Annotated in this window: 25 protein-coding genes; 1 reads left to right on the plus strand and 24 read right to left on the minus strand. The window is 64.9% G+C overall.

What is annotated here, in order from left to right:
* Nucleotides 1-139: 139 nt before the first annotated feature.
* The 23 genes from ACEN9G_RS09875 to ubiE all read right to left on the minus strand — a co-directional run bounded on the left by ACEN9G_RS09875 (nucleotide 140) and on the right by ubiE (nucleotide 23,322).
* Nucleotides 140-1,930: an acyl-CoA dehydrogenase C-terminal domain-containing protein gene (locus ACEN9G_RS09875; RefSeq protein WP_413340883.1), complete on the minus strand. Its 1,791-nt coding sequence runs from the start codon at nucleotides 1,928-1,930 to the stop codon at nucleotides 140-142.
* A gap of 35 nt (nucleotides 1,931-1,965) precedes the next feature.
* The gene (locus ACEN9G_RS09880; RefSeq protein ID WP_413340892.1) at nucleotides 1,966-2,595 is read right to left on the minus strand and encodes a TetR/AcrR family transcriptional regulator; all 630 of its coding nucleotides are present in this window, start codon (nucleotides 2,593-2,595) and stop codon (nucleotides 1,966-1,968) included.
* Between the two features lie 144 nt (nucleotides 2,596-2,739).
* Entirely contained in the window at nucleotides 2,740-3,123 is a 384-nt protein-coding gene (locus ACEN9G_RS09885; protein WP_413340884.1) for an RNA-binding S4 domain-containing protein, read from the minus strand.
* A gap of 12 nt (nucleotides 3,124-3,135) precedes the next feature.
* Nucleotides 3,136-4,296, minus strand: a complete 1,161-nt coding sequence (clsB, locus tag ACEN9G_RS09890) for a cardiolipin synthase ClsB (RefSeq protein WP_413340886.1) — start codon at nucleotides 4,294-4,296, stop codon at nucleotides 3,136-3,138.
* A gap of 2 nt (nucleotides 4,297-4,298) precedes the next feature.
* On the minus strand, nucleotides 4,299-5,126 hold the full coding sequence (locus tag ACEN9G_RS09895) for an endonuclease/exonuclease/phosphatase family protein (protein WP_413340888.1): 828 nt from the start codon (nucleotides 5,124-5,126) through the stop codon (nucleotides 4,299-4,301).
* Nucleotides 5,127-5,233: 107 nt separating this feature from the next.
* Nucleotides 5,234-5,425, minus strand: a complete 192-nt coding sequence (locus ACEN9G_RS09900) for a hypothetical protein (RefSeq protein ID WP_413340889.1) — start codon at nucleotides 5,423-5,425, stop codon at nucleotides 5,234-5,236.
* A 202-nt stretch (nucleotides 5,426-5,627) separates the two neighbouring features.
* The gene (locus ACEN9G_RS09905) at nucleotides 5,628-6,368 is read right to left on the minus strand and encodes an ATP-binding cassette domain-containing protein (protein ID WP_483126615.1); all 741 of its coding nucleotides are present in this window, start codon (nucleotides 6,366-6,368) and stop codon (nucleotides 5,628-5,630) included.
* A 6-nt stretch (nucleotides 6,369-6,374) separates the two neighbouring features.
* Nucleotides 6,375-7,190 (minus strand): aliphatic sulfonate ABC transporter permease SsuC, encoded by an 816-nt coding sequence (gene ssuC / locus ACEN9G_RS09910; protein WP_483126616.1) that lies wholly within the window; start codon nucleotides 7,188-7,190, stop codon nucleotides 6,375-6,377.
* Nucleotides 7,190-8,353, minus strand: coding sequence for an FMNH2-dependent alkanesulfonate monooxygenase (gene ssuD / locus ACEN9G_RS09915; protein ID WP_483126617.1), 1,164 nt, complete (start codon nucleotides 8,351-8,353; stop codon nucleotides 7,190-7,192). The genes ssuC and ssuD overlap by 1 nt, the downstream gene beginning before the upstream one ends.
* 3 nt (nucleotides 8,354-8,356) lie before the next feature.
* Nucleotides 8,357-9,358 (minus strand): sulfonate ABC transporter substrate-binding protein, encoded by a 1,002-nt coding sequence (locus ACEN9G_RS09920; RefSeq protein ID WP_413339769.1) that lies wholly within the window; start codon nucleotides 9,356-9,358, stop codon nucleotides 8,357-8,359.
* A 27-nt stretch (nucleotides 9,359-9,385) separates the two neighbouring features.
* Nucleotides 9,386-9,949, minus strand: a complete 564-nt coding sequence (gene ssuE, locus ACEN9G_RS09925) for an NADPH-dependent FMN reductase (RefSeq protein WP_413339770.1) — start codon at nucleotides 9,947-9,949, stop codon at nucleotides 9,386-9,388.
* Between the two features lie 123 nt (nucleotides 9,950-10,072).
* A complete protein-coding gene (locus ACEN9G_RS09930) occupies nucleotides 10,073-11,749 on the minus strand; it encodes an ATP-binding protein (RefSeq protein ID WP_413339772.1) in 1,677 nt (558 codons plus the stop codon).
* The gene (locus ACEN9G_RS09935) at nucleotides 11,746-13,035 is read right to left on the minus strand and encodes an HD-GYP domain-containing protein (protein WP_413339774.1); all 1,290 of its coding nucleotides are present in this window, start codon (nucleotides 13,033-13,035) and stop codon (nucleotides 11,746-11,748) included. Before ACEN9G_RS09935 ends, ACEN9G_RS09930 begins: the two co-directional genes overlap by 4 nt.
* A 106-nt stretch (nucleotides 13,036-13,141) precedes the next feature.
* Nucleotides 13,142-14,818: a diguanylate cyclase gene (locus ACEN9G_RS09940; protein WP_413339776.1), complete on the minus strand. Its 1,677-nt coding sequence runs from the start codon at nucleotides 14,816-14,818 to the stop codon at nucleotides 13,142-13,144.
* Between the two features lie 78 nt (nucleotides 14,819-14,896).
* The gene (nudB, locus tag ACEN9G_RS09945) at nucleotides 14,897-15,352 is read right to left on the minus strand and encodes a dihydroneopterin triphosphate diphosphatase (protein ID WP_413339778.1); all 456 of its coding nucleotides are present in this window, start codon (nucleotides 15,350-15,352) and stop codon (nucleotides 14,897-14,899) included.
* A 37-nt stretch (nucleotides 15,353-15,389) separates the two neighbouring features.
* Complete coding sequence (gene aspS / locus ACEN9G_RS09950; RefSeq protein ID WP_413339780.1) at nucleotides 15,390-17,183, minus strand: aspartate--tRNA ligase; 1,794 nt, start codon at nucleotides 17,181-17,183, stop codon at nucleotides 15,390-15,392.
* An 83-nt stretch (nucleotides 17,184-17,266) separates the two neighbouring features.
* Nucleotides 17,267-17,899: a DUF502 domain-containing protein gene (locus tag ACEN9G_RS09955; RefSeq protein WP_413339782.1), complete on the minus strand. Its 633-nt coding sequence runs from the start codon at nucleotides 17,897-17,899 to the stop codon at nucleotides 17,267-17,269.
* A 77-nt stretch (nucleotides 17,900-17,976) separates the two neighbouring features.
* Nucleotides 17,977-18,285: an FmdB family zinc ribbon protein gene (locus ACEN9G_RS09960; protein ID WP_413339784.1), complete on the minus strand. Its 309-nt coding sequence runs from the start codon at nucleotides 18,283-18,285 to the stop codon at nucleotides 17,977-17,979.
* A 279-nt stretch (nucleotides 18,286-18,564) separates the two neighbouring features.
* Nucleotides 18,565-19,170 carry a methyltransferase gene (locus ACEN9G_RS09965; RefSeq protein ID WP_413339785.1) on the minus strand — a complete coding sequence of 202 codons (606 nt, stop codon included), beginning with the start codon at nucleotides 19,168-19,170 and terminating at the stop codon, nucleotides 18,565-18,567.
* Nucleotides 19,170-20,738 (minus strand): ubiquinone biosynthesis regulatory protein kinase UbiB, encoded by a 1,569-nt coding sequence (gene ubiB, locus ACEN9G_RS09970; protein ID WP_413339787.1) that lies wholly within the window; start codon nucleotides 20,736-20,738, stop codon nucleotides 19,170-19,172. Before ubiB ends, ACEN9G_RS09965 begins: the two co-directional genes overlap by 1 nt.
* Nucleotides 20,738-21,397: a ubiquinone biosynthesis accessory factor UbiJ gene (locus tag ACEN9G_RS09975; protein ID WP_413386222.1), complete on the minus strand. Its 660-nt coding sequence runs from the start codon at nucleotides 21,395-21,397 to the stop codon at nucleotides 20,738-20,740. Before ACEN9G_RS09975 ends, ubiB begins: the two co-directional genes overlap by 1 nt.
* Before the next feature lie 230 nt (nucleotides 21,398-21,627).
* The gene (locus tag ACEN9G_RS09980) at nucleotides 21,628-22,578 is read right to left on the minus strand and encodes a Tim44 domain-containing protein (RefSeq protein ID WP_413339705.1); all 951 of its coding nucleotides are present in this window, start codon (nucleotides 22,576-22,578) and stop codon (nucleotides 21,628-21,630) included.
* Nucleotides 22,579-22,587: 9 nt separating this feature from the next.
* The gene (ubiE, locus tag ACEN9G_RS09985) at nucleotides 22,588-23,322 is read right to left on the minus strand and encodes a bifunctional demethylmenaquinone methyltransferase/2-methoxy-6-polyprenyl-1,4-benzoquinol methylase UbiE (RefSeq protein ID WP_413339703.1); all 735 of its coding nucleotides are present in this window, start codon (nucleotides 23,320-23,322) and stop codon (nucleotides 22,588-22,590) included.
* A gap of 271 nt (nucleotides 23,323-23,593) precedes the next feature.
* Here ubiE and ACEN9G_RS09990 point away from each other — a divergent pair, with 271 nt between their 5' ends.
* Nucleotides 23,594-23,797, plus strand: a complete 204-nt coding sequence (locus tag ACEN9G_RS09990; RefSeq protein ID WP_413339701.1) for a cold-shock protein — start codon at nucleotides 23,594-23,596, stop codon at nucleotides 23,795-23,797.
* A gap of 57 nt (nucleotides 23,798-23,854) precedes the next feature.
* On the opposite strand, the gene ACEN9G_RS09995 is transcribed toward ACEN9G_RS09990, so the two are convergent.
* On the minus strand, nucleotides 23,855-24,280 hold the full coding sequence (locus tag ACEN9G_RS09995) for a gamma-butyrobetaine hydroxylase family protein (RefSeq protein WP_413339699.1): 426 nt from the start codon (nucleotides 24,278-24,280) through the stop codon (nucleotides 23,855-23,857).
* Nucleotides 24,281-24,351: the final 71 nt, after the last annotated feature.

Below are 24,351 nucleotides of genomic sequence, written 5' to 3' on the forward strand. Positions count from 1 at the left end.
CGTCGTCCCCGCGAAAGCGGGGATCCATACTGAAGCACCGAAGTCGGAAGCTGTGCTTTGCTCGTGACTATCCAAGTTCCGATGCTCAGTATGGGTTCCCGCTTTCGCGGGAACGACGGGTAGATTTGATGGTGCGTGTTTAAAACAGGTCGGCGTCCAGCGCCATCAGGTTCGACGAACCCGAACGTGCCTGGCGGATCAGCATCGCGGTTTCCGGGTACAGGCGGGCGAAGTAGAAGCGTGCGGTCGCCAGTTTCGACTCGTAGAACTTGTCGCCCGAATCCTTCTTGGCCAGTGCGATCTTCGCCATCTGCGCGAAGAAGTACGAGAACACCATGTGGCCCACGACGCGCAGGTAAGGCACGGCGGCGGCGCCCACTTCGTCCTGGTTCTGGAAGGCCTTCATGCCGATTTCCATCGTCAGCTTGCCGACCTTCTCGCCCAGTTCGCCCAGCGGGCTCACGAATTCGGACATCTGCTCGTCCAGGCCGTTGTCTTCGACGAACGCCTTGATCTTTTCGCCGAACGCGCGCAGCTTGGCGCCGTTGTCCATCAGGATCTTACGGCCCAGCAGGTCCAGCGATTGCACGGTGTTCGTGCCTTCGTAGATCATGTTGATGCGGGCGTCGCGCACGTACTGCTCCATGCCCCACTCGGCGATGTAGCCGTGGCCGCCGTAGACCTGCATCGCTTCCGACGTGGCGATCCAGCCGTTGTCGGTGATGAAGGCCTTCACGACCGGGGTCAGCAGCGCGACTTCGTCGGCGGCTTCCTTGCGGACAGCTTCGTCCGGGTGGTTCAGTTCACGGTCGATCTGCAGCGCGACGTACGACGTCAGGGCGCGCGCGCCTTCGGCATAGGCTTTCGCCGTCAGCAGCATGCGGCGCACGTCCGGGTGGACGATGATCGGGTCGGCCGGCTTGTCCGGTGCCTTCGGGCCCGACAGGCTGCGCATCTGGATGCGGTCTTTCGCATAGACCAGCGCGTTCTGGTACGCGACTTCGGTCAGGCCCAGCGACTGCATGCCGACGCCCAGGCGGGCGGCATTCATGAACACGAACATCGCGTTCAGGCCCTTGTGCGGCTGGCCGATCAGCGTGCCGATGGCGCCGTCCAGGTTCATCTGGCACGTCGAGTTGCCGTGGATGCCCATCTTTTCTTCGATGGCGCCGCAGGTGATGCCGTTGCGGGCACCGACGGAACCGTCGGCGTTCGGCAGGAACTTCGGCACGAGGAACAGCGAGATGCCTTTCGAGCCTTCCGGCGCGTCCGGCAGGCGGGCCAGCACCAGGTGGACGATGTTTTCCGACATGTCGTGCTCGCCGGCCGAGATGAAGATCTTCGAGCCGGTGATGCTGTAGGTGCCGTCGGCCTGCGGTTCGGCCTTCGTGCGCAGCAGGCCCAGGTCGGTGCCGCAGTGCGCTTCGGTCAGGCACATCGTGCCGGTCCACTCGCCCGAGACGAGCTTCGGCAGGTAGAACTTCTTCTGGTCGTCGGTGCCGTGTTCCTTCAGGCACTCGTACGCGCCGTGCGACAGGCCCGGGTACATGGTCCATGCCTGGTTCGAGGAGTTCAGCATCTCGTAGAACGAGTTGTTCAGCGAGACCGGCAGGCCCTGGCCGCCGTATTCCGGATCGCAGGCCAGCGCAGCCCAGCCGCCTTCCACGTACTGTTTGTAGGCTTCTTTAAAACCCTTGGGCGTGGTGACGGTCTTGGTGGCGGCGTCGTAGTGGCAGCCTTCGCGGTCGCCGCTGTGATTCAGCGGGAACAGCACTTCCTGCGTGAATTTCGCGCCTTCTTCCAGCACCTGGTTGATGATGTCGGCGTCGATCTCCTGGTACGCCGGCAGGTTCTTGAATTCTTCGGTGACGTTGAGGAACTCGTGCAGAACGAACTGCATATCACGAAGTGGCGCGACGTACTGACCCATGGTTGTTCTCCTGACAGGTGAATATTTTGTGTGAATTACTGGGCGCTGGCGGTATCCGCCTGGCTGTTTTGCTTGTTGGGATTGCGGTAATCTTCGACCAGGCGCGCGAAGCCGCGGTGCGCGCGGTCGACGGTGCCCGGGATGCGCAGGAAGCGCGCATCGTGGTGCACCGCCAGCACGAGGCCATACATCTCGTACACGAGTTGCTCGGGGTCGGTGCCCGGCTTCAGGTCGCCGCAGTCGATCGCCTGTTGCGCGCAGCGCAGCAGGGCGCCCTGCCACGTGCGGACCATGGCGACGAGTTCTTCGCGGATCGGGCCCGGGCGGTCGTCGTATTCGACGGCTCCACTGATATAGATGCAGCCGGACGCGATCTCGACCGAGACGCGCTTGAGCCAGCGATTGAACATCGCCTCCAGGCGCGGCAGGCCGCGGGCTTCCTTCAGGCTGGGGAAGAAGACTTCCTGCTCGAAGCGGCGGTGGTACAGCTTGAGCACGTCGATCTGCAGGTCTTCGCGCGACCCGAAGTGCGCGAACACGCCCGATTTGCTCATATTCATGCGGTCGGCCAGCAGGCCGATCGTCAGGCCTTCCAGACCGTCGCGGCTGGCGAGCTCGAGCGCAACATCGAGGATGGCGGCCCGCGTCATCTCGCCCTTGCGCATGCTCATGCTTTTCGCTGTCGTATTAATAATATGCCTCGCGTAAGAGAGGATTTAATCTGATCGAAAAAATCCGAACGCTCGTACTATTATCTACCAGCCGTGAAATGTCAAACGGGAACTTAGAGGCGACGTTCTAGTGTGTTGTCAGCCGCCCGCACGGGTGATGGCGCGGCGGTCGCGCTTGGTCGGGCGGCCCTTGATCGTGCTGCCCGGTTCGGGGAACAAACGGCGTGCTTCCTGATCGTTTTCCCTACGGACGATACTCTCTTCCGTCTCGCGGTACAACGCCTGGGCGACGGGTGCCGGCCCCCGCTTGTCGGACAGGCCCAGCACGACCACCTCCCAGCGGTTCGAACCGTTGTCGACGAAAATCTTATCATCGACCTTGACGGAGCGGGCGGGTTTGACGGGTTCGCCGCCGATCCGCACGCGGCCCCGGTCGACCGCATCCGCCGCCAGCGAGCGCGTTTTAAAAAAGCGCGCGGCCCACAGCCATTTGTCGATCCTTACGTTGTCATTCTCTGTCATAGCGTCTTTCCATCATGCGTAGCCGATCGCGACGACCCGCATGGTCAATTTATAGAGAAGATAGGCCATTTCGTGGCCGCAGCGGCGCACCCAACCGAGTTGCCGCAGATCATCCAGGCACACCTCCACGCCATCGGCCACGCCCCGCTCGATCTGGCGGGCCAGCGTACCGGCGAACTGCGCATCGCGCACGACGACGTTCGCTTCCTGGTTGACGAACAGCGACAGCCCGTCGCAGTTGCTGGAGCCCACCGTGGCCCAGTTGTCGTCCACGACGCAGACCTTCGCGTGCAGCTGCGTCTTGCGGTATTCGACGATGCGTACCCCGGCCGCCAGCAGCTGCGGGTAGAACGACGACGCGACGGCATCCTGCATGCGGAATTCGCCCACGCCGATCATCAGGCAGACGTCGACGCCGCGCCGCGCGGCCTGGCACAGCGCGTCGCGGAACTTGCGGCCCGGCGCGAAATACGGTGTGGCCATCAGCACCCGCTTGCGTGCGCGGCCGATCGCCTGCAGGTAGGCACGCTGGATCGTGCGGCGGTTGCGCAGGTTGTCGCGCACGACGAACGCCGCGCGCATCGGGTGGTCGCCCAGCGCGGCCGGCTGTTTGCGCATTTCCCGGAACAAATTGATCCGTCGGACGAGCGGCAGGTGACCGGCCCGCGTCCACTGGGCCTGGGCTTCGCGGTGGATTTCCGCGACGAGCGGCCCCTGCACGCGCACGGCGAAATCCCAGCGGGGTGCCGGCAGCGGCGCGTGCGGCTCGTAGTCGTGCAGGTTGTCGTCGTTCGTGTTGATGCCGCCGACGAACGCGACTTCACGGTCCATGACGGCGATCTTGCGGTGGCTGCGCGCGGCACCGCGCTTGAACCACGGATTGAACATCCGATAATGCACGCAGACCGCGCAGAATTCCTCTTTCAGCCGCAAGGCGACGCGGTTGCCGGTGCCGAACCAGTCGGCCAGCACGCGGACCTTGACGCCGCGCTGCGCCGCACGGATCAGCGCGTCGGTGACGGCGCGCGCCGTGTCGTCCTCGGCATAGATATACGTCTCATACAGGATCTCATGTTTGGCCGCGTCGATGGCGGCCAGCAGCGCCGGGAAATAAGTGCTGCCGCTTTCGAGGAGAGTAACGTCGTTGTTGGCTACATACGTAACGGTGCGCATCGCTATGCCAGCTGCAGGTTGGCCACGATCGGTGCGTGGTCCGACAGGCGCGCCCACTGCGGGCCGTGCAGCACTTCGGCATGCTCGACCTTGAAGCCGCGCACATAGATCCGGTCGAGCCGGAACCAGGGCAGCGCGGCAGGAAACGTCCGCGCCGGCACCAGGCGTTTTTCGCGCCCGGCCGCATTGCGCACGATATCACCGATCCGCGCGCCGAACCGCGCCGGCCGCTCCAGTTCATCGAATACCTCAACGACGCCCAGCTTCAGCCGCAGGCAATCGCTCAGGGTATTGCGCCAGTCGTTGAAGTCGCCGGCGATGATAACGGGCTCGTCCGGACGTGCGGAGTCCTGCACGCACTGGACCAGCGCCTCTGTCTGGCGCCGGCGGCTGACTTCGAACAGGCCCAGGTGCACGACGTAGCAGTGGACGTTGCCGGACGGCGTCTCCAGCACGCAATGCAGGATGCCGCGCTGTTCGTAGGCGTGGTCGGAGACGTCGTGGTTGTTCTGGTTCGAGATCGGAAAACCGGACAGCAACGCGTTGCCGTGATGGCCGTGGTCGTACACGGCATTCATGCCATAGGCGGCATGCAGGTTTTCACCCGCAAAGAACTCGTGCTGGGCCTTCTCGGGCCAGTGGTGATGGGGAGTGCGCACCTTCTCGCCATAGCGGGCCTGGTAGCGGTCGTGCCGGCCCTGCACCTCCTGCAGGAACACGACGTCCGCATCGAAGGCACCGATGGCTTTTTTCAGCGCCAACACGCGCGGCGTACTACGGAAGGAAGAGACGCCCTTGTGGATGTTGTAGGTCGCAACACGGATTTTCATGGGAACATTGTAACCCCATCAGTCCGTGCCTTTCCGGGGCGGGGAGCGCAATCGTGCGCCGGTGGCGCCTTCCCCGGCTTCTGGCCAGGAAAGGCGTTGGGGACTGCTCAGGGGGCGACGGCGCGCATGTAATCGCCGTTCGGCAGAGGACGCGCTTCCGGTGGGATGACGGGCTCGCGGTAGACCGGGTTGGTGCGCAACGGGCCCATCAGGCGGAGACCGCTCAATAGCTCGATGCACAGGTAATCGTTATCGACGCCAACGTCCTTGACCTTCTGCTCGTGTCTGCGTTCGCTCATGATTCCTCCCTTTGTTGGACATTGCTAAATTGAAAAGTCGCCAGAAACGACTTGTGGAACTTAATGAAATCATTTCTAGCTGTCAAACAAGCGATTGTATTGTGTGCATCAAATTTTAGGAAATTTAATTCCGTTTGTACAATGGAGAAAAACTGCCCGATGTAACAATCGGGCAGAATTGATCACGCTAAAACTCTCACAATCACGCAGATTGATGAGTTTGCAGCACCCGATCCAGCACGTTCTGCTCCAACCCACCGAACTCCACGCTGCCCCGCGCGCGCGGCCGCGCCAGGCCAACGTCCAGGTCGAGAGCCAGCCGCCCCTGCTCGATCAACAGGATGCGATCGGCCAGCACCACGGCTTCCTGCACGTCATGCGTGACGAGTACGGCCGTGAAGCCGCGCGCCGTCCACAGCGTTTCGATCAACTGCTGCATCTCGATGCGCGTGAGCGCGTCGAGTGCCCCGAGCGGCTCGTCCAGCAACAGCAGCTGCGGTTCATGCACGAGCGCGCGCGCCAGGGCCACGCGTTGGCGCTGGCCGCCGGACAGCGCGGCCGGCCAGTCGTCCGCGCGATCGAGCAGGCCGACGCTCCGCAGCGCCGCACGGGCCCGCTCCGCGCCATCCTTCAGGCCCAGCGCCACGTTCTGCAGCACGGTCTTCCACGGCAGCAGGCGTGCATCCTGGAACATCATCCGCGTTTCAGGCTTCTGTCCGCCACCGCCGATTTTGACCTGGCCGGCGTCCGGAAGTTCCAGCCCGGCGATCGCGCGCAGCAAGGTGCTCTTGCCGCATCCGCTGAGGCCCACGATGGCGACGAATTCGCCCGGTTCGATCCTGAGGTTGACGGCATCGAGCACGGTGCGCCCGGCATAGCGTTTGGTCAGGCTGCGCACGTCGAGGTGCGCACCCGCCCGGTAGTCTTGAATGTCTTTTGGCATGAAGGATCAGCGGTAAGCGGGATTCCAGCGCAGGAAGCGGCGTTCCAGGCCGCGCGCCGCCAGGTCGGCAGCCTTGCCCAACAGGGCGTACAGCAGCACGCCGACCAGCACGACGTCCGTCTGCAGGAATTCGCGCGCATTCATCGTCATGTAGCCGATGCCGGCCTGCGCGGAAATGGTTTCGGCGACGATCAGGAGCACCCAGACGAGGCCCAGCGAGAAGCGCACGCCGACGAGGATAGCAGGCAGCGCGCCCGGCAGGATCACGTCGCGGTACAGGGCCCAGCCGGACAGGCCGTAGCTGCGCGCCATCTCGATCAGCCCCGCGTCGACCGAGCGGATGCCGTGGAAGGTATTCAGGTAGACGGGGAAGAAGACGCCCACGGACAGCAGGAACAGCTTCGCGGCTTCGTCGATGCCGAACCATAGGATCACGAGCGGGATCAGCGCGAGCGCCGGGATGTTGCGCACCATTTGCACGGTCGTGTCGAGCAGCGTCGCGGCGCGCCGGCTGCTGCCGTTGAGCAGGCCGAGCGCGAGGCCCAGCGCGGCGCCGAGCCCGAAGCCGGCCGCCGCGCGCCACAGGCTCACGCGCAGATGCGTCCACAGCTCGCCGGACACGGCCAGGTCGCCGAACGCCTTCGCCACGGCCAGCGGCTCGGGCAGGATGCGCGTCGACAGCAGGCCGGTGCGCGACGCGGCCTGCCACGCCACGATCAGGAAGACCGGCAGCGCCCACGGCGCCAGCGGGGCGAGCAGGCGTTGGATGGACGCGGCGCCGCGCGGCTGCGCGGACGCCGGGAGGGTCCGGATCGCGCCCATCACGCCACCTTCTTCGGCAGGCGCTGTGGCACGATATCGACGGCCATCACTTCGCCAAAAGGACCGGTGATCGAATGCCCGCCGTGCTCCCGGCCTTTGCCGAGCAGCGGGAACACGAGTTCCGCGAAGCGGTACGACTCTTCCAGGTGCGGGTAGCCGGACAGGATGAATGTCTCGATGCCGAGGTCCTGGTACTCGCGCATGCGCGCGGCCACGGTCTCCGGATCGCCGACGAGCGCCGTGCCCGCGCCGCCGCGCACGAGGCCCACGCCGGCCCACAGGTTGGGCGCCACTTCCAGCTTGTCGCGCCGGCCGCCGTGCAGCGCGGCCATGCGGCGCTGGCCCACCGAATCCATCTTCGCGAACGCGGCCTGCGCTTTCGCGATGGTGGCGTCGTCCAGGTGGCTGATGAGTTTATCGGCCGCGGCCCACGCTTCCTCGTTCGTCTCCCGGACGATCACGTGCAGGCGGATGCCGAATTTCACCGTGCGGCCGTGCTTCGCGGCGCGCGCGCGGATGTCCGCGATCTTCGCCGCCACGGCGGCCGGCGGCTCGCCCCACGTCAGGTAGACATCCATCTGCTCCGCGGCCAGTTCGTGCGCCGCTTCCGACGAACCGCCGAAGTACAGCGGCGGATACGGCTTCTGCACGGGCGGATAGAGCGTACGCGCGCCTTTCACGGTCAGGTGCTTGCCCGCGAAGTGATAACCCTCGTCGCCGCCTTCCCCGGCCAGCGCGGCGCGCCAGATACGGATGAATTCATCCGAGATCTCGTAGCGCGTTTCGTGGTCGGCAAATACGCCGTCCGCTTCGAGCTCCGCCTGGTCGCCGCCCGTGACGACGTTGATCAGGAGGCGGCCATTGGACAGGCGGTCGAACGTCGACGCCATGCGCACGGACAGGCCCGGCGTCGACAGGCCGGGACGGATCGCGACGAGGAATTTCAGCTTGCGCGTGGCGTGGATCAGCGACGACGCGACGACCCACGCATCCTCGCAGGAACGGCCGGTGGGCAGCAGCACGCCGTCGTAGCCGAGCGTGTCGGCCGCCACGGCGATCTGGCGCGTGTAGTCGGCGTCGACGGGGCGGGCTCCCTTGCTGGTGCCGAGGTAGCGGCTGTCGCCGTGGGTCGGGATGAACCAGAAAACGTTCGGACTACTCATGGCTTATTCCTTCGCGAGCAGGTTGGCGGGCGGCTGCGCATCGCGCACGACGATCGGTTTCGGGATCAGCTTCAGGCTGTGGAACGTGTCCGCGATCTTCTGCTGCGCGGCCAGCACGTCCGGGGTCACGGTGCGCACGCCGTACGCATAGCGCCGGGCCGCGAGGGCCACGACGTCCACGGGGAGGCCAGTCTGCGCCGCGAGGATCGTCGCGACTTCCTGCTGGTGCGTGCGGCCCCACTCGTCGACCTTGGCCAGTTCGTCGATCACGGTGCGTACGACGTCCGGATACTGCTCGGCGAACGGGCGCGCGGCCACGTAGAACTGGTGGTTGGCGGCGAGCCCCTTGCCATCGGCGAGCACGCGTGCGCCCAGCTGCCTCTCGGCCGCGGCGAGGAACGGGTCCCAGATCACCCAGGCGTCCACGGCGCCGCGCTCGAACGCGGCGCGCGCCTCGGCCGGCGGCAGGTACACGGTCTGGATCTCGCGGTAATCGACGCCGGCCTTTTCCAGCGCCTTCACGAGCAGGTAGTGCACGTTCGATCCCTTGTTGAGCGCAATCTTTTTCCCTTTCAGTTCCGTCACGCTGCGCAAGGTGGAATTTTTCGGCACGACGATCGCCTCGGAGTCCGGCGACGGCGGCTCGTTGCCGACGTAGACCAGGTTCGCGCCCGCGGCCTGGGCGAAGATCGGCGGCGCTTCGCCGACCGTGCCGAAATCGATGCTGCCCACGTTCAGGCCTTCGAGCAGCGCGGGACCGGCCGGGAACTCGGTCCACTTGACCGCGATGTTCTTCTCGGCCAGGCGTTTTTCAAGCGTGCCGCGGCCCTTCAGCAGCGTGAGGGTGCCGTATTTCTGGTAGCCGATGCGCACCTCGCGGGGCGCGCCCGCGGCACGCGCCAGCGGCAGATCGGCGAAGGGGGCCGCCACGGCGGCGGCGAACAGCAGGCCGAGCGTGCGGCGGCGCTGGCCGCTCCGCGTGCCGGCATCGAACGAATCAGTCATGGGGGGTGATCCTTTTTATCGTGATGGTCAGGCAGCGACGGCGAGTACGTGGGCGGCCGGTGCCATGCGCTGCAAGTCGTCGTGCAACTGCGCGACGCCGGCGGCGATGCGCGCGGAGATCGCCGGCACCGGGCGCAGGCCCAGCTCCGGATCCCACGGCAGCTGCTCCGACGTTGCGAAGATGCTGGGCAGGATGTGACGCGGCGCGAGCGAGGCGAGCACGGGGCGCAGCGCGTAGTCCAGCGCCAGCATGTGCGACTGGCTGCCGCCGGTGGCGAGCGGCAGCACGAGCTTGTCCGCCAGGCCGTCCTGCGGCAGCAGGTCGAGGAAGGCCTTCAGCACGCCGCTGAAGGAGGCTTTATGGACAGGGGTGCCGATGACGATCGCATCGGCGTCGCGCACGCGGGCGACGGCGTCCGCGATGGCGGGATCCTTGACGTCGGCGCGCAGCAGCGCCAGGGCGGGCAGCTCGCGCACCTGCAGCGCGCCGGTGCGATGGCCCAACGCGGCCAGGCGTTCGCCCACCAGTTGCTGCAGGCGCCACGTCGTCGAAGGAAAGGATGGGCTTCCGCCCAGCAGGAGAACAGTCATGGTCGTTCCGGGTCGATGAGATGGACACAGGCTACTGCTGCCCTCATCGAAGCGGAACGAATGCTTTTACGTTTTGATATGCCGTTTTCGTTAAAAGATTTCGCGCATATGCATTGTCGCCGGCTAGATGACGACGCCCGCATCGGGCACCGGCTGGAAGCGCGGCAGGACGACGCGGAACAGGGTTCCCTTGCCCACTTCGCTCTGCACCTCGAAGCGGCCGCCGTGCTTCTGCACGATCCCGTACGACAGCGACAGGCCGAGACCCGTGCCTTTGCCCACCGGCTTGGTCGTGAAGAAGGGTTCGAAGATGCGGCCCAGCCGGTCCTCGGGGATGCCGGTGCCGGTGTCCTCCACCTCGATCCACACGTGCTTCTCGTCGTGGGCCGTGCGCAGCGTGATGCGGCCGTGCTTCTCGATCGCGTGCGCCGCATTGACCAGCAGGTTCATGAAGACCTGGTTCAGCTGCGACGGGTAGCATTCGATCTGCGGGATGCTCCCGTACTCCTTGGTCACCTCGGCCTTGTACTTGATCTCGTTCCAGACCACGTTCAGGGTGCTGTTCAGGCCCGCCTCGATGTCGGCGTACTGCAGGTCGCCGCCGTCCACGTGCGAGAAATCCTTCATGTCCTGCACGATGCGCCGCACGCGGTCGATGCCGTCGAGGGATTCGCGCAGCAGCGGCTCCAGGTCCTCGCGCAGGTACTCGGCGTCGACTTCCTCTTTTACCCGCGCGATGCCGGCGCGGTCTTCGGGGCTGAACGCCCCTTCCAGCGCCGCGTAGCTGTCGAGCAGCCGCAGCATGCCCTGGGCGTACCGCTGCAGGCTGCCCAGGTTCGAATTGACGAAGCCGATCGGGTTGTTGATCTCGTGCGCGACGCCGGCCGCCAGCACGCCGATCGACGCCATCTTCTCCGACTGCAGCAGCTGGCTCTGGGCCTCGCCCAGCTTCTTGATCAGCTCCGCCTGGCGCGCCTTTTCCTTTTCCAGCGTCGCATTCGCCTCCTGCAGGTCGCGCGTGCGTTCGCGCACCTTCGATTCGAGCTGGTCGCGCGACTCGCGCAGCGCTTCCTCGGCCCGGTGGCGTTCGGTGACGTCGGTGTAGCCGAACACCCGCCCGATGATGCGCTCGCCCAGGAACTGCGGACGCGAGCGGCATTCGAAGAAGCGGCCGTTCTTCAGGCGGAACAGGTCCTGCGTCTCGGTCGTATCGGCCACCTGGCGCAGCTGGCTGCGGATCAAGTCGCCCTGCTCCACCTGGCCCGCGATGTATTCGACGATGCCGTCGTCGTCGCCGGCCTGCAGCAGCGCGGCCGGGATCTCCCACATCGCCGAGAACAGGCGGTTCATGCTCGTGATCTTGCCGTGCCAGTCGACCACGAGGATGCCGTCCGCGGTGGACTCCAGCGTCGTGCGCAACTGGGCCAGGGTCTGCTCGAGCAGGGCCTCGACCTGGCGCTCGTGGCGGCAGTCCTGCGCGCGCACGAGCAGCAGCGGGCGGTCGCCGTCGTGGAGTACGTTCACCGACTTCATCACCGTCAGCAGCGACGTGTCGGCGCACAGGTACTCGCCCTCCTGCGCCTCGAAGCCGAGATACTGGCCGCCGCGTACCTCTTCCCAGTAGAACACGTCCTGCAGCGAGCTTTCGATGTCCGTGATGAGCATGTCGCGCAACTGCGCGGCCGCGTAGCCGAGCGTCTGTTCGACCTTGCGGTTGGCGACGAGGATGCGCAGGTCGGCCGGATCGACCAGCATCACCATGTGCGGGCTGTGGTCGACCATCAGCTGGTGCAGGTTCATGGCTGGCTCCTCCGCGCCGGGTCACCCGCGTCGAAGTAATAGCTGACGCGTTTGCGCGGGCTGAGGTAGTTGTAGATGTCCTTGGGCACCTGGGACGGGCGGATCGACTTCACGATGTTCAGGTCCGGCTGCGTCTCGAGGTTGACGACGATCGCTTCCTCGCGCGGCACGCTGGCCTCGTAGATCATCACTTGCGGCCTGGTCGGCTTGGCGGTGTTGACGTTGACGCACATGCCGACGACGCCGTTGGCCAGCTGGACGATCGTGCCCGGCGGGTATACGCCGAGGCAGCGGATGAATACCTGCAGCAGCTTCGGGTCGAAGCGGCTGCGCATCTTGGCGAACATCAGCGACAACGCCTCGTGCGGCGTCAGCGAATCGGCCGGGTTGCGCGGGTTGCACAATTCGTCGTAATGGTTCGCGATCGCGACGATGCGGGCGAGGATGCTGATCGCCTCCCCTTGCAGGTGGCGCGGATAGCCGCTGCCGTCGAACATCTCGTGGTGGTCGCGGATGATGGCCAGCGCGGGTGCCGCGAGGCCCAGCTTCCTGCCGATCTCGTAGCCACCCTCGCAATGCGTTTCGACCAGCGCCTGCTCGGCGTGGTTGTAGGCATCGAGCTTGTTCAGCACCTTATCCGGGATGTTCTTCGTCCCGACGTCGTGGAACAGCGCGCCCATGCCGAGCAGGCTGGCCACCTCGTGCGGCAGCTTGATGTCGCGCGCGATCATCATCGACAGCATCGTGACGTTGAGCGAGTGGACATAGATTTCCTCGCCGCCCAGCTTGTCGCCCATCAGGTTGATCGCCAGCTCGGGCGCGGACAGGATCGAATCCGTGATCTGGCCGATCAATTTGCCGGCCACGCGGACCGTCTCGGCCGGCTGGGAAAACAGGTTGCGGTCGATGTCGCGGATCGCGCGCGCCGTGTTCACGAACGCCTGCTCGATGCGCGCCGCGTTCTCGCGCTGCTCGCGGATGCGTTCCATCATCTCCCGTTTCGCCGCCATGACCGGCGACTCGGCACGCGCCTCCGGCGACACCGGCGCCGGCGCCGCCGGCACAGGCTGCGCCGATGCCGGTGCGTCCGTGGGCACGGGCCCGTCGCTGAGCGCGGGATCGACGCGGACCGTGGCCAGGCCCAGGCCGCGCAGGATGCGCAGCTGGTCCTCGGTCTTGACCTTGAAATTGCTGAACGCGAACGGGTGCTGGAACCATTTCAGGTCCAGGTAGACATACAGGCCGATCTGGACCTGGTCGATTGGGATAGTGACTGTATCGGCCATGAAAACGCCTCCTTCCAGACCGAAAGTATCAACCCCACCCATTTCGGTCAAGAAACATTTGTTGCCGTGTGGAACTGATGACACAATCCCGGCGGTGGCGCCACAATCAGGCGCCCGTCACCACCCGGTTGCGGCCCTGCTGCTTGGCGCGGTACAGCGCCTTGTCGGCTGCCCAGAACAGCGCCTCGGCATCCTGGGCGTGGGCGGGATAGGCCGCGACGCCGAACGACGCCGTCACCTTCTGCGGTCCCTCGCCCTCGGGGTGCGGCGCGATGGCGGCCAGCGCGATGCGGATCGCCTCCGCGCGCGTGCCCGCGTCCGCCGCCGCGCACTCCGGAAGCAAGAGTACCATTTCCTCGCCGCCGTAGCGACAGGCGATGTCCCCTTCGCGGATACCCAGGCGCAGCTGCTGCGCGATGGTGCGCAGCACGGCGTCGCCGACGGCGTGGCCGTAGTCGTCGTTGACACGTTTGAAATGGTCGATGTCGACCAGCACGAGGCTCACGGGCACGTTCTTGCGGCGCGCCCGCGCGAGTTCGCGTTTCAGCGCGGCGTCGAAATGGCGCCGGTTGAACAGGCCCGTGAGCGGATCGAGCACCGATTGCCGGCGCAGCGATTCGCGCAGGCGCGCATTCCCCAGCGCCAGCGCGAGCTGCTCGGCGACCGTCACCGCGAGGCGTTCCTGTTCTTCGTAATCCGGACCGGCGGCCAGGCCCTCGAGGTGCAGCATGCCCACCAGTTCATCGTGCGTGACGAGCGGGATGCACAGGCGTGCCGTCGTTTCATCCGCCGGCTTGCGGTAGTGCGCGCACGGCAGGTCGTTGGAACTCGCCGTGCGGTAGCGCGCCCCGTGGCGCAGCGACCAGCAGGACTCGATGTCGATCTCGGACGGTTGCCCGGACGGCGTGCCCCATTGCGTGTGCCGGTCCAGCACATGGTCGTCCTCGTCGCGTAGCAGGAACAGCGTGCCGGACACGCCGGGCAGCAGCTTCGGCAGCGAGCGCGCGATCACGGGCGCGGCATCGGGGATCGACGGCACGGCCTCCACGGCGCGCAGCAGTTCCGCGACAAATTTCAGTTCGCGGTTGTGGCGCGTCGTCAGCGCGACGGCCTCCGCGAGCTGGCCGGTCTGCGTCTCCAGCTGCCCGGCGATGGCGCGGCGCGCGCGCAGCATGCGCATCGCGACCAACAGCAGGATGCCCAGCGCGATGATGTTGCAGGCGGTCGCGGCGACGCTCACGGTGAACGAGCGCGCCGAACGGGCCAGCAGGTCGGCCTGCAGCGCGTCGCGGCGCGCGCTGCGCCGCGTACGTTCCGCCGCGACGATACGGCGCAGGTCGTCCATGTACTGCTTGCCGCGCAGGGAGCCGACGACGCGTTCCGTCGCCTCGAATCCTTCACGGCGGCGCAGCTGGATGGTCTCGTCGAGTTCCGCCAGCTTCAGTTCCGCGAGCCGCGCGATGCGCCACGCGGTGGCCCGCTCGGCATCCGTGCCCGCCTTCTCCTTGGCGTCGTGCAGCGCCGCGGGCAGCGTGCGCCGGACCTGCTCGTACGGCTCGAGGAAGACGTCGTTGCCGGTGATGACGAAGCCGCGCTGCGCCGTCTCGGCGTCGCGCATGGATGTCAGGATGTCATCGAGGCGCTGCTGCGCGCGCAGTTCGGCGCGCGATTGCGCCAGCAGCACGTTGACCGAGCGGTTCAGCCAGAACGGCACCGCCGCGATCAGGACCATGACGATGAAGACGGCCAGGGCGACGAACTTCAGGTGTCTTGCACTGCGCATGCGGGTGAGCGACTTTCGATTGCTATGAGGCAAGGGAAAATAGCACAGTTTCCGCCGCGTACGATTGAGAGACGAGCGTTATTTGTCGTCCACGTGGCGGGGCAATTGCAGGATCGCTTCCGCGTTCGACGAGGAGAAACACCGATCTGCCGCTTCCAACAACGGCAGCCATGCATATTGCAGGTGCTCGCGCGGCGCGAGGGTGATCGGGATGTCGCGCGGGACGCAAACTGAAAACACGTGTTCCGTGTTGTGGGTGACGCCGGGCGCGTAGCGGTGGCGCCAGGTCTGGTAGATCTCGTAGACGTTGGACAGGAGCCAATCCTTGAGGACGATGCGCTCGCCATCGGCCACGATGCCCGTTTCCTCGAACAGTTCGCGCGTGGCCGCTTCCAGCAGCGGTTCGTCGGGGCGGTCGAGGGAACCGGTGACGGATTGCCAGAAGCCGGGGCGGTCGGCGCGTTCGATCAGCAGGACGTCCAGGTCGGCGGTGTGGATGACGACGAGGACGGATTCGGGGATTTTGTGGGGCATGGCGTGATTGTAACGCCATGCCCATCGAACGGTTGCGTTACGCGACCTTCGGCTCGTTACGCAGGCGGATATGCAGCTCTTTCAGCTGCTTCTCGTCGACTTCCGACGGCGCGTTGGTCAGCAGATCCTGCGCGCGCTGCGTCTTCGGGAACGCGATCACGTCGCGGATCGACTCGGAGCCGGTCATCAGCGTGATCAGGCGATCCAGGCCGAACGCCAGGCCGCCGTGCGGCGGGGCGCCGTACTGCAGCGCGTCGAGCAGGAAGCCGAACTTCAGCTGCGCTTCTTCCGCATCGATCTTCAGCGCGCGGAACACCTTGCTCTGGACTTCTTCGCGGTGGATACGGATCGAGCCGCCGCCCAGTTCCCAGCCGTTCAGGACCATGTCGTAGGCCTTGGCGATGCAGGCGCCCGGGTTCGTCTCGAGCATGTCTTCGTGGCCGTCCTTCGGTGCCGTGAACGGGTGGTGCGTCGCGTTCCAGCGGTCGCCTTCGTCGTCGTACTCGAACATCGGGAAGTCGATGACCCACAGCGGCGCCCAGACGTCGTCGAACAGGCCGGCCTTCTTGCCGAATTCCGAGTGGCCGATCTTCACGCGCAGCGCGCCCATCGAGTCGTTCACGACCTTGGCCTTGTCCGCGCCGAAGAAGATCAGGTCGCCGTCTTCGGCGCCGGTCAGTTCCAGCACCTTGGCCAGGACGTCGTCCGAGATGTTCTTGACGATCGGCGACTGCAGGCCTTCGCGGCCCTTGGCCTTCTCGTTGACCTTGATGTAGGCGAGGCCCTTGGCGCCGTAGATGCCGACGAATTGCGTGTACGCGTCGATTTCCGAACGCGGCATCGAACCGCCCTGCGGCACGCGCAGGCCGACGACGCGGCCGCCCACCATGTTGGCGGCGTTGTTGAAGACCTTGAATTCGACGGTCTTCATCAGCTCCGTCAGTTCGGTGAACTGGAGCTTCACGCGCATGTCCGGCTTGTCCGAACCATAGGAGCCCATGGCGGTGGCGAAGTCCATGACAGGGAACGGGTTCGGCAGGTCGATGCCGGCGGCGTTCTTGAAGACGACGCGCATCATGTCTTCGAACAGGTCACGGATTTCCTGCTCGGTCAGGAACGACGTTTCGCAGTCGATCTGGGTGAATTCCGGCTGGCGGTCGGCGCGCAGGTCTTCGTCGCGGAAGCACTTGGTGATCTGGTAGTAGCGGTCGAAGTTGGCGACCATCAGCAGCTGCTTGAACAGCTGCGGCGACTGCGGCAGCGCGAAGAAGTTGCCCGGGTTGACGCGCGACGGCACCAGGTAGTCGCGCGCGCCTTCCGGCGTGGACTTGGTCAGCATCGGGGTCTCGATGTCGATGAAGCCCAGGTTGTCCAGGTACTTGCGCACTTCCATCGACACCTTGTAGCGCAGGCGCAGGTTGTGCTGCATCTGCTGGCGGCGCAGGTCGAGCACGCGGTGCGTCAGGCGCGTGGTTTCCGACAGGTTGTCGTCGTCCAGCTGGAACGGCACCGGCACCGAAGCGTTCAGCACTTCCAGCCTGGTGGTGTTGATCTCGATCTTGCCCGACTTCAGGTTGGCGTTGGCGGTGCCCTCCAGGCGGTTCACGACGGTGCCCGTCACGCGCAGGCAGTACTCGTTGCGCACGTGCTCGGCGACCTTGAAGACCTCCGCATTGTCGGGGTGGCAGACGACCTGCACGAGACCTTCGCGATCGCGCAGGTCGATGAAGATCACGCCGCCGTGGTCGCGACGACGGTGCACCCAGCCGCACAGGCTGACGGTTTGGCCCAGCAGCTCTTCGGTCACGAGGCCGCAGTAGTGAGTACGCATGGAGGACATAGTTTTTCGATCCTGGTTGGTTGATTCGGTGGCCCGCTTCTGGCGGGCCTGGATTCTTTGCTGCCTTGTTGGTTCTATTCCGCGGCGGCGGCGGCGGGCGCCCCGGCCGCTGGATCGAGCGGCGACGGCGGCGACGGCGGCGCCACGACGCCCATCGAGACGATGTACTTGAGGGCCGCGTCGACCGTCATGTCCAGCTCGACCACGCGGCTCCGTTCCATCATCAGGAAGAAGCCGGAAGTCGGGTTCGGGGTGGTCGGCACGTACACGCTCACGTACTCGCCCACCAGGTGGTTCTTGACGTCGCCGCCCGGCACGCCGGTCAGGAAGGCGATCGTGTACGAATTCTCGTGCGGGTACGGGATCAGCACGGCCTTGCGGAACGCGTTGCCCGACGACGAGAACAGCGTGTCCGACACCTGCTTGACGCTCCCGTAGACCGAGTTCACGACGGGAATGCGCTGCAGCAGCCGCTCCCACATGCGCACGAACCATTTGCCGACCAGGTTATTGGTCAGCACGCCGGTCAGGAACACGATGGCCAGCGTGATGATGGCGCCGAGGCCGGGGATGTACGTGCGCGGTTGCCACTCGCTCGGCACGAGCACGAGCGACTGGTCCAGCGTGCTGATCACGAAGTTCAGCACCCAGGCCGTGATCGCCAGGGGAACCAGGACCAGCGCGCCGGTAATGAAATATTTACGCATCGATTGTCGTGACGGATCTCGTCCGATGATTTGTCGGGTGCTCATTATGCGCCGGCCGCGATGGGCCGGCGCCGCGGTCAGGTACTGCTGCTGTCCTTCGCCGGCGCGGCGGCCGGCGTCGGCGCGGGCGACGCGTCGGTGCTGCTGCCCGTGCTACTGTCGGACGACGTCGACGCTGGGGCCGTGCCCGTTGCCGGCGTAGAGCCACCGCGGAAGTCGGTCACGTACCAGCCAGTACCTTTCAATTGGAAACCGGCGGCGGTGACTTGCTTCTTGAACGATGACTTGCCGCACGAAGGGCAAACGGTCAGAACCGGATCGGCAATCTTTTGCAGTACATCCTTGGCAAAACCGCATTCATCGCAGCGGTAGGCGTAAATCGGCATCTGAATACTCCGCAAAAATCATCAAAACCCTGAATTATAAAGCTTTTACGGAGCCGATGGACGCCTGGCCGGCTTGGTGCATTGTGGAAACAGTGTTGTTTTTCGTCAGCGCACGATTGTTTCTGTTTGCCGAACGTCAACTTAACTGATTAAATAGCATTCTTAGCAGCAATGCTGCACGAGGATTAAGAAACAGAAGTTTGCGCGACCGGCTTCCGGCCCGCCGCAATACCGCAGAAAAGCACTTCACTCGGGCCCGCTTGCGGGCCCTTTTCTTTTTTATCGGCGCTGCCAGATCATCCAGCGTTCCTTGCCTGCGAACACGGGAATCGAATCCTCGACGGCCTCATCGGCCACGCATTCGAACGTGGGCGTCAATAAGCCATCCAGTTCCTCACGCGTGATGCCGAACGGCGGCCCCTTCGGCACCTGGTCGAAATAAAAATAACCAGCCAGCAGGCCGCCCTGCCCCAGCAATTCGGACCAGCGCCGCGCCACGTCCGGCCGGCGTGCCCGCGGCAGCGCGCACAGGAACGCCTGTTCGTAGACGAGATCCAGCGGCTTCTCCGGCGCATACGCGAAGAAATCGGCCTGCCGGATGCGGTCCGCCCACGGTCCGGCCAGCGCGCGGGCGCGCGCGACGGCTTCGGGCGAGAAATCGATGGCGGTGGCGTCCCAGCCGGCCTCGCACATCAGCGTCAATTCGTGCGCGGAGCCGCAACCAGGAATCAATGCCGACAACGGACGCGCCGATGCGGAGACGAACCGCCGCAACGCCGCCGACACTCCACCCCGCTCCCACGGCGTGAAATCGCGCTCGAAGCGCTCGTCCCAGAATTGCGGCGACAGCGGATCGCGGCTGGCGAAAGCGGGCGGTGCCGCCATCACGGCGTCCAGTGCAGGTGCCCCGCGACCTCCAGACCGACGACGATCACCGTCAGCACGCCCGTCACGCAGGCGAGGAAGGCCAGCAGGCGATTGGTGCGGCGCTGCTGGTCGACCAGCTTGGCCATCAGGTCGCCCATGTCGAGGTCGCTGTACGCCCGCTTGTGCAAGACCTGGTGCACAAGACGGGGCAGCTGCGGCAGGATCTGGCCGAAGCGCGGCGCCTCCGCCTTCAAGCGCTCGGCCATGCCGCGCCAGCCGACCTGCTCGGCCATCCAGCGCTCCAGGTACGGTTTCGCGGTCTTCCACAAGTCGAGGTCCGGGTCGAGCTGGCGGCCCAGGCCTTCGATGTTCAGCATGGTCTTCTGCAACAGCACGAGCTGCGGCTGCACTTCGACGTTGAACCGGCGCGACGTTTGGAAGAGGCGCAGCAGCACCTGGCCGAACGAAATGTCCTTGAGAGGACGATCGAAGATGGGTTCGCACGTCGCGCGCACGGCGGCTTCCAGTTCGTCGACGCGGGTCTCGCGCGGCGCCCAGCCCGATTCGATGTGCGCCTCGGCCACGCGCTTGTAGTCGCGGCGGAAGAAGGCGAGGAAGTTCTGCGACAGGTAATCTTTATCGAAATCGTTCAGCGTGCCGACGATGCCGAAGTCCAATGCGATGTAGCGCCCGAACGTGTCCGGATCGATCGACACGAGGATATTACCCGGGTGCATGTCCGCGTGAAAAAAGCCGTCTCGAAAAACTTGCGTGAAGAAGATTTCGACACCGTCGCTGGACAATTTCTTGAGGTCGACGCCGGCCGCGACGAGGCGGTCGGTCTGCGAGATCGGGATGCCGTTCATGCGCTCCATCACGATCACGCTGCTGGAACAATAGTCCCAGTACATCTCCGGCACCATCAGCAAATCGGAATTCGCGAAATTGCGGCGCAGCTGGCTCGCGTTGGCGGCCTCGCGCATCAGGTCGAGCTCGTCGTGCAGGTATTTGTCGAACTCGGCCACGACCTCGCGCGGCTTCAGGCGGCGGCTGTCGGCCCACACCTTTTCGATGAGGCCGGCGGCCATCTGCATCAGGGCAATGTCTTCATCGATCGTGGTCTTCATGCCCGGACGCAGCACTTTCACCGCGACCTGCTTGCCATTCTTGAGCTCGGCAAAGTGCACCTGGGCGATCGATGCGGATGCGACCGGCGTGCGCTCGAACGACGCGAACAATGTTTCCGGCGAGGCGCCGAGGGAACGCGTGATCTGGGCGACGGCCAGGTCGGAATCGAAAGGCGGCACGCGGTCCTGCAGCAGCGACAGCTCGGCCACGATGTCGGGCGGCATCAGGTCGGGCCGGGTCGACAGCACCTGGCCGAATTTCACGAAGATCGGACCCAGCTCTTCCAGCGCGAGCCGCAGGCGGATCGCGCGGGGCGACGTGATGCGGCGCCAGAAGAAGACGGTATTGATCAGGCGGGCGGTGCGGGGTACGTGGAGGCCGGAAATCGCGATCTCGTCCAGGCCATACTTGACGATGACGGTGAAGATCTTCAGCAGGCGCAGGAATTTCAGGATCATCAGTGGTCCGAAGGCGTGTCAGGGGTCGTCGGAACGGGAGCGATGCTGTGCGCGGCAAGCTTCTGCTCCAGTTTGGCGATGCGCTTGGCCGTGCGTTCGACGTCGTCGCGCAGGCGGCCGACGTCGTCGGCGAAATCATCGACAGTCGCCGGGCGCACGAGCACGCGGCGTTCTTCCAGCAGGAATTCGGCGACGTTTTCCGCGAGCCGGCGTCCGGCCGTGGCCGCGCCCGTCACCGCCGAGCGCGCACCGCCGGCGAGGCGCACGGCGCCGATCGGCCCCACCACGCGCTCGAGATCGTGCTCGGCATCCCAGCGCAGGCCCTTCGACAATTGCGAGATCGTGTTGGCGAACTCGGCATCGCCCTCGATCCGTACGTACGAAAACGCGCGGTCGCGGTTCTGCAGGATCAGCGGCAGGTCGGAGAGCTTGACGTGGATGGTGACGCTGGCCGCATCGTCGACGCCCGCCGTCTCGAGCATGCCGTCGCGCGCGACGCGCATGCGCAGGGCCAGGTGGCCCGTATCGATCACGGCGGTCTTGCCGGCATGGCGCATCAGCGCGTCGCGCGCCCAGGCTTCCTGCGCCAGCAAGTGATTGATCGTCGCGACGGCCGGAGCCGACGGCGACAGGAAAGAGGGAGTCGAAGACATGACCATTTTCGTCTGCACAAAATAAAACCGCCCGGCACTGGACACGTCGAAAAACCTGCTGCGCGTTGCACTGCTGTGCTGCGATGCTCGCTGTACTCCTCGTACAGCTGCGCTTCTCCCACAGCATTGCGGCCGCTTGCGACGGTTTTTCGAGGTGCCCGTAGGTCGGGCGGTTTCGATCTTACCAGTTCACCAGAGCATAAACCCTAGAGCACGGAACTTTTCTTGCGAAAATTTTAAGTAATCTGCTGAATGCCCGCCAGGACCCAGCCGCCATTGCCGGACAGCGGCTTGGCCAGGTTCCAGACTTCGACGAACGGTTCCGGCGCCGCGCCCGGCGCGTTGCGGATCATGCCGTTGAACTGGACGCTCGCCAGGTAATCGCGGTCGGTCGTCTCGATGCCCAGCAGCTGCGAATCGATGTTGACGACTTCCGTGTAGTCCGGCTGGCCGCCCCGTTCCTGGATCTGCAGCGACAGTTCGGCGTACACCTCGGGCGACGTGAATTCGCGCAGGTCGGCGAGGTCGCCGCGGTCCCAGGCCGCTTGCATGCGGATGAACGAGGACCTGGCGTGGCGCAGGAACGCTTCCGTGTCGAACCCGGCCGGCACGCCCCACTGCTCGTGCGCGGGCGCGGCCTTGTCGAGCGACGGCGCATTCGAGAAGCCCGACTGGAAGCCGCCCTGGTTGCCAGGGTAAGCACTACCGCTGTTCAGGCCCGAACCGATTTCCGGCGTGGCCGAGGCCGGTACCGGATCCCGGTTAAAGCCCGTAAAAGTCGGGTTGGCCGGCGTGTCCTTGCGGCGGAACATGCGGATGATGAACATCACGGCGAACACGAGCAGCAGGATCATCAGCAGCGACGACAAGGCGCTGGCCATCGCGCCGCCGATGCCGAAGTGCGAGAACAGCGCGCCCAGGCCAAGGCCGAGCAATGCACCGCCCAGCACGCCTTTCCACATGCTCGGCCGTTTCTGCGGCACCTGGGCCGGCGCCATGGGAGCCGGCGCCGGACGTTGCTGGTACGACGGCTGCTGGGCAGGTGCCGGGGCCGGCGCAGGTGCGCGCATGCGGCTCACGGACTGCGACTGGCGGCCGAACGAACGGCCACCGCCGACCGGACGCGCATCGGCGACGCTGGACAGCGTCATCAGCGCGATCATCATGCTGGCCAAAAACTTTTTCATCAGCTCACCTCAAAGTTTGATGCCGGTGTGCAGTGCGGCCACACCGGCCGTCAGGTTGTAGTACTGCACTCTTTCCAGGCCCGCGGTTTCCATCATGCCCTTCAGCGTTTCCTGGTCCGGATGCATGCGGATCGATTCCGCCAGATACCGGTAGCTTTCCGCATCGTTGGCGATGCGCTGGCCCAGCCACGGCAGCACCGAGAACGAATACACGTCATACGGCTTTTGCAGCGGCGCCGCCACTTTGGAAAACTCCAGCACCAGTAACTTGCCGCCCGGCTTGAGCACCCGGCGCATTTCCGCCAATGCCTGATCCTTGTGCGTCATGTTGCGCAGGCCAAAGGCCACGCTGACGCGATTGAAATAATTGTCCGGGAACGGCAGTTTTTCCGCGTCACAGAGCAAGGTGGGGGTGACCAGACCTTTGTTCAATAGACGATCGCGGCCCACGCGCAGCATCGACTCGTTGATGTCCGTGAGCCAGACCTCGCCGCTCGGTCCCGCCGCCTTGGCGAATGCCTTCGACAAGTCGCCCGTACCGCCGGCGATGTCGAGCACCTTGAAGCCGGGACGAATGCCGGCCTGGGCGATGGTGAACGCCTTCCACACGCGGTGCAGGCCGGCGGACATCAGGTCGTTCATCACGTCGTATTTGGACGCGACCGAGTGGAATACCTTGGCTACCTCGTGGACCTTCTCGTCTTCCGAGACGGTCTTGTAGCCGAAATGGGTGGTGTTGGTCATAGTAGCAAGCCGTTTAGTCTTGCCACATTATACAAGCCGGGGTCCGCCGCCCGACTTAAAGATGACTTACCCCGGGCGAACGCGAAGAAAACGTTTGCGTCGACGTCAATGTCGGCTTTACCACACAAGATAACAAACGTGCATCCCAATTGTTAAAACTCTGCTTATAATGGTTTTCGCTTGCGCACAGTCAGGAACAGGGATGTTTATCGCTTAACCATGTGCTGCCGGCGATACTTCTTGTTAAAAAAATTTCTAGAGAGAGAAACAAATGGCGACTGGCACCGTGAAATGGTTCAACGACGCAAAAGGCTTTGGCTTCATCAAACCTGACGATGGTGGCGACGATCTGTTCGCACACTTCTCGGCCATCAATTCGGCAGGCTTCAAATCGCTGGCGGAAAACCAGCGCGTCACCTTCGACGTGACCTCCGGCCCGAAAGGCAAGCAGGCGTCAAACATCCAGCCGCAGTAATTCCAGGCCGGTAAACGAAAAAGCGCCGTGTGCAAACCGGCGCTTTTTTCGTTTTCGTCAGTGGCTGCACCCACCGCTGCCGCAACCGCCGCCCTTCTGCCCGGCCGCCGGCACGGCGCTGGCTTCGCGCCCGCTGTCGCCTTCATACCCCGCCGCATGGAGGCGGCCCAGGTAATCCTGCCACAGCGCGTCCTGCTCGTTGCCCAGCTTGTACAGGTAGTCCCACGTGTAGATGCCGGACTCGTGGCCGTCCGTGAACAGCGGCTTGACGCCATAGTTCCCGACCGGCTCGACACCGCGGATGCCCACGTCGCGCTTGCCGACCTGGAGCACTTCCTGGCCCGGGCCGTGGCCCTTCACTTCAGCCGACGGCGAGTACACGCGCATCAGCTCGAACGGGATGGAGAACGCGGCGCCGTCGTCGAAGGCGATTTCCAGGATCTTCGACTGCTGGCGGATGGTGAGGTTGGTGGGGTTTGCCATGGCTTGAAAGTATTGAAACCGTCATTCCCGCGAAAGCGGGAATCCATTCGGAGTGTCTTCGATCGACTCAG

The organism is Massilia sp. Masssp94 (genome assembly GCF_059491305.1).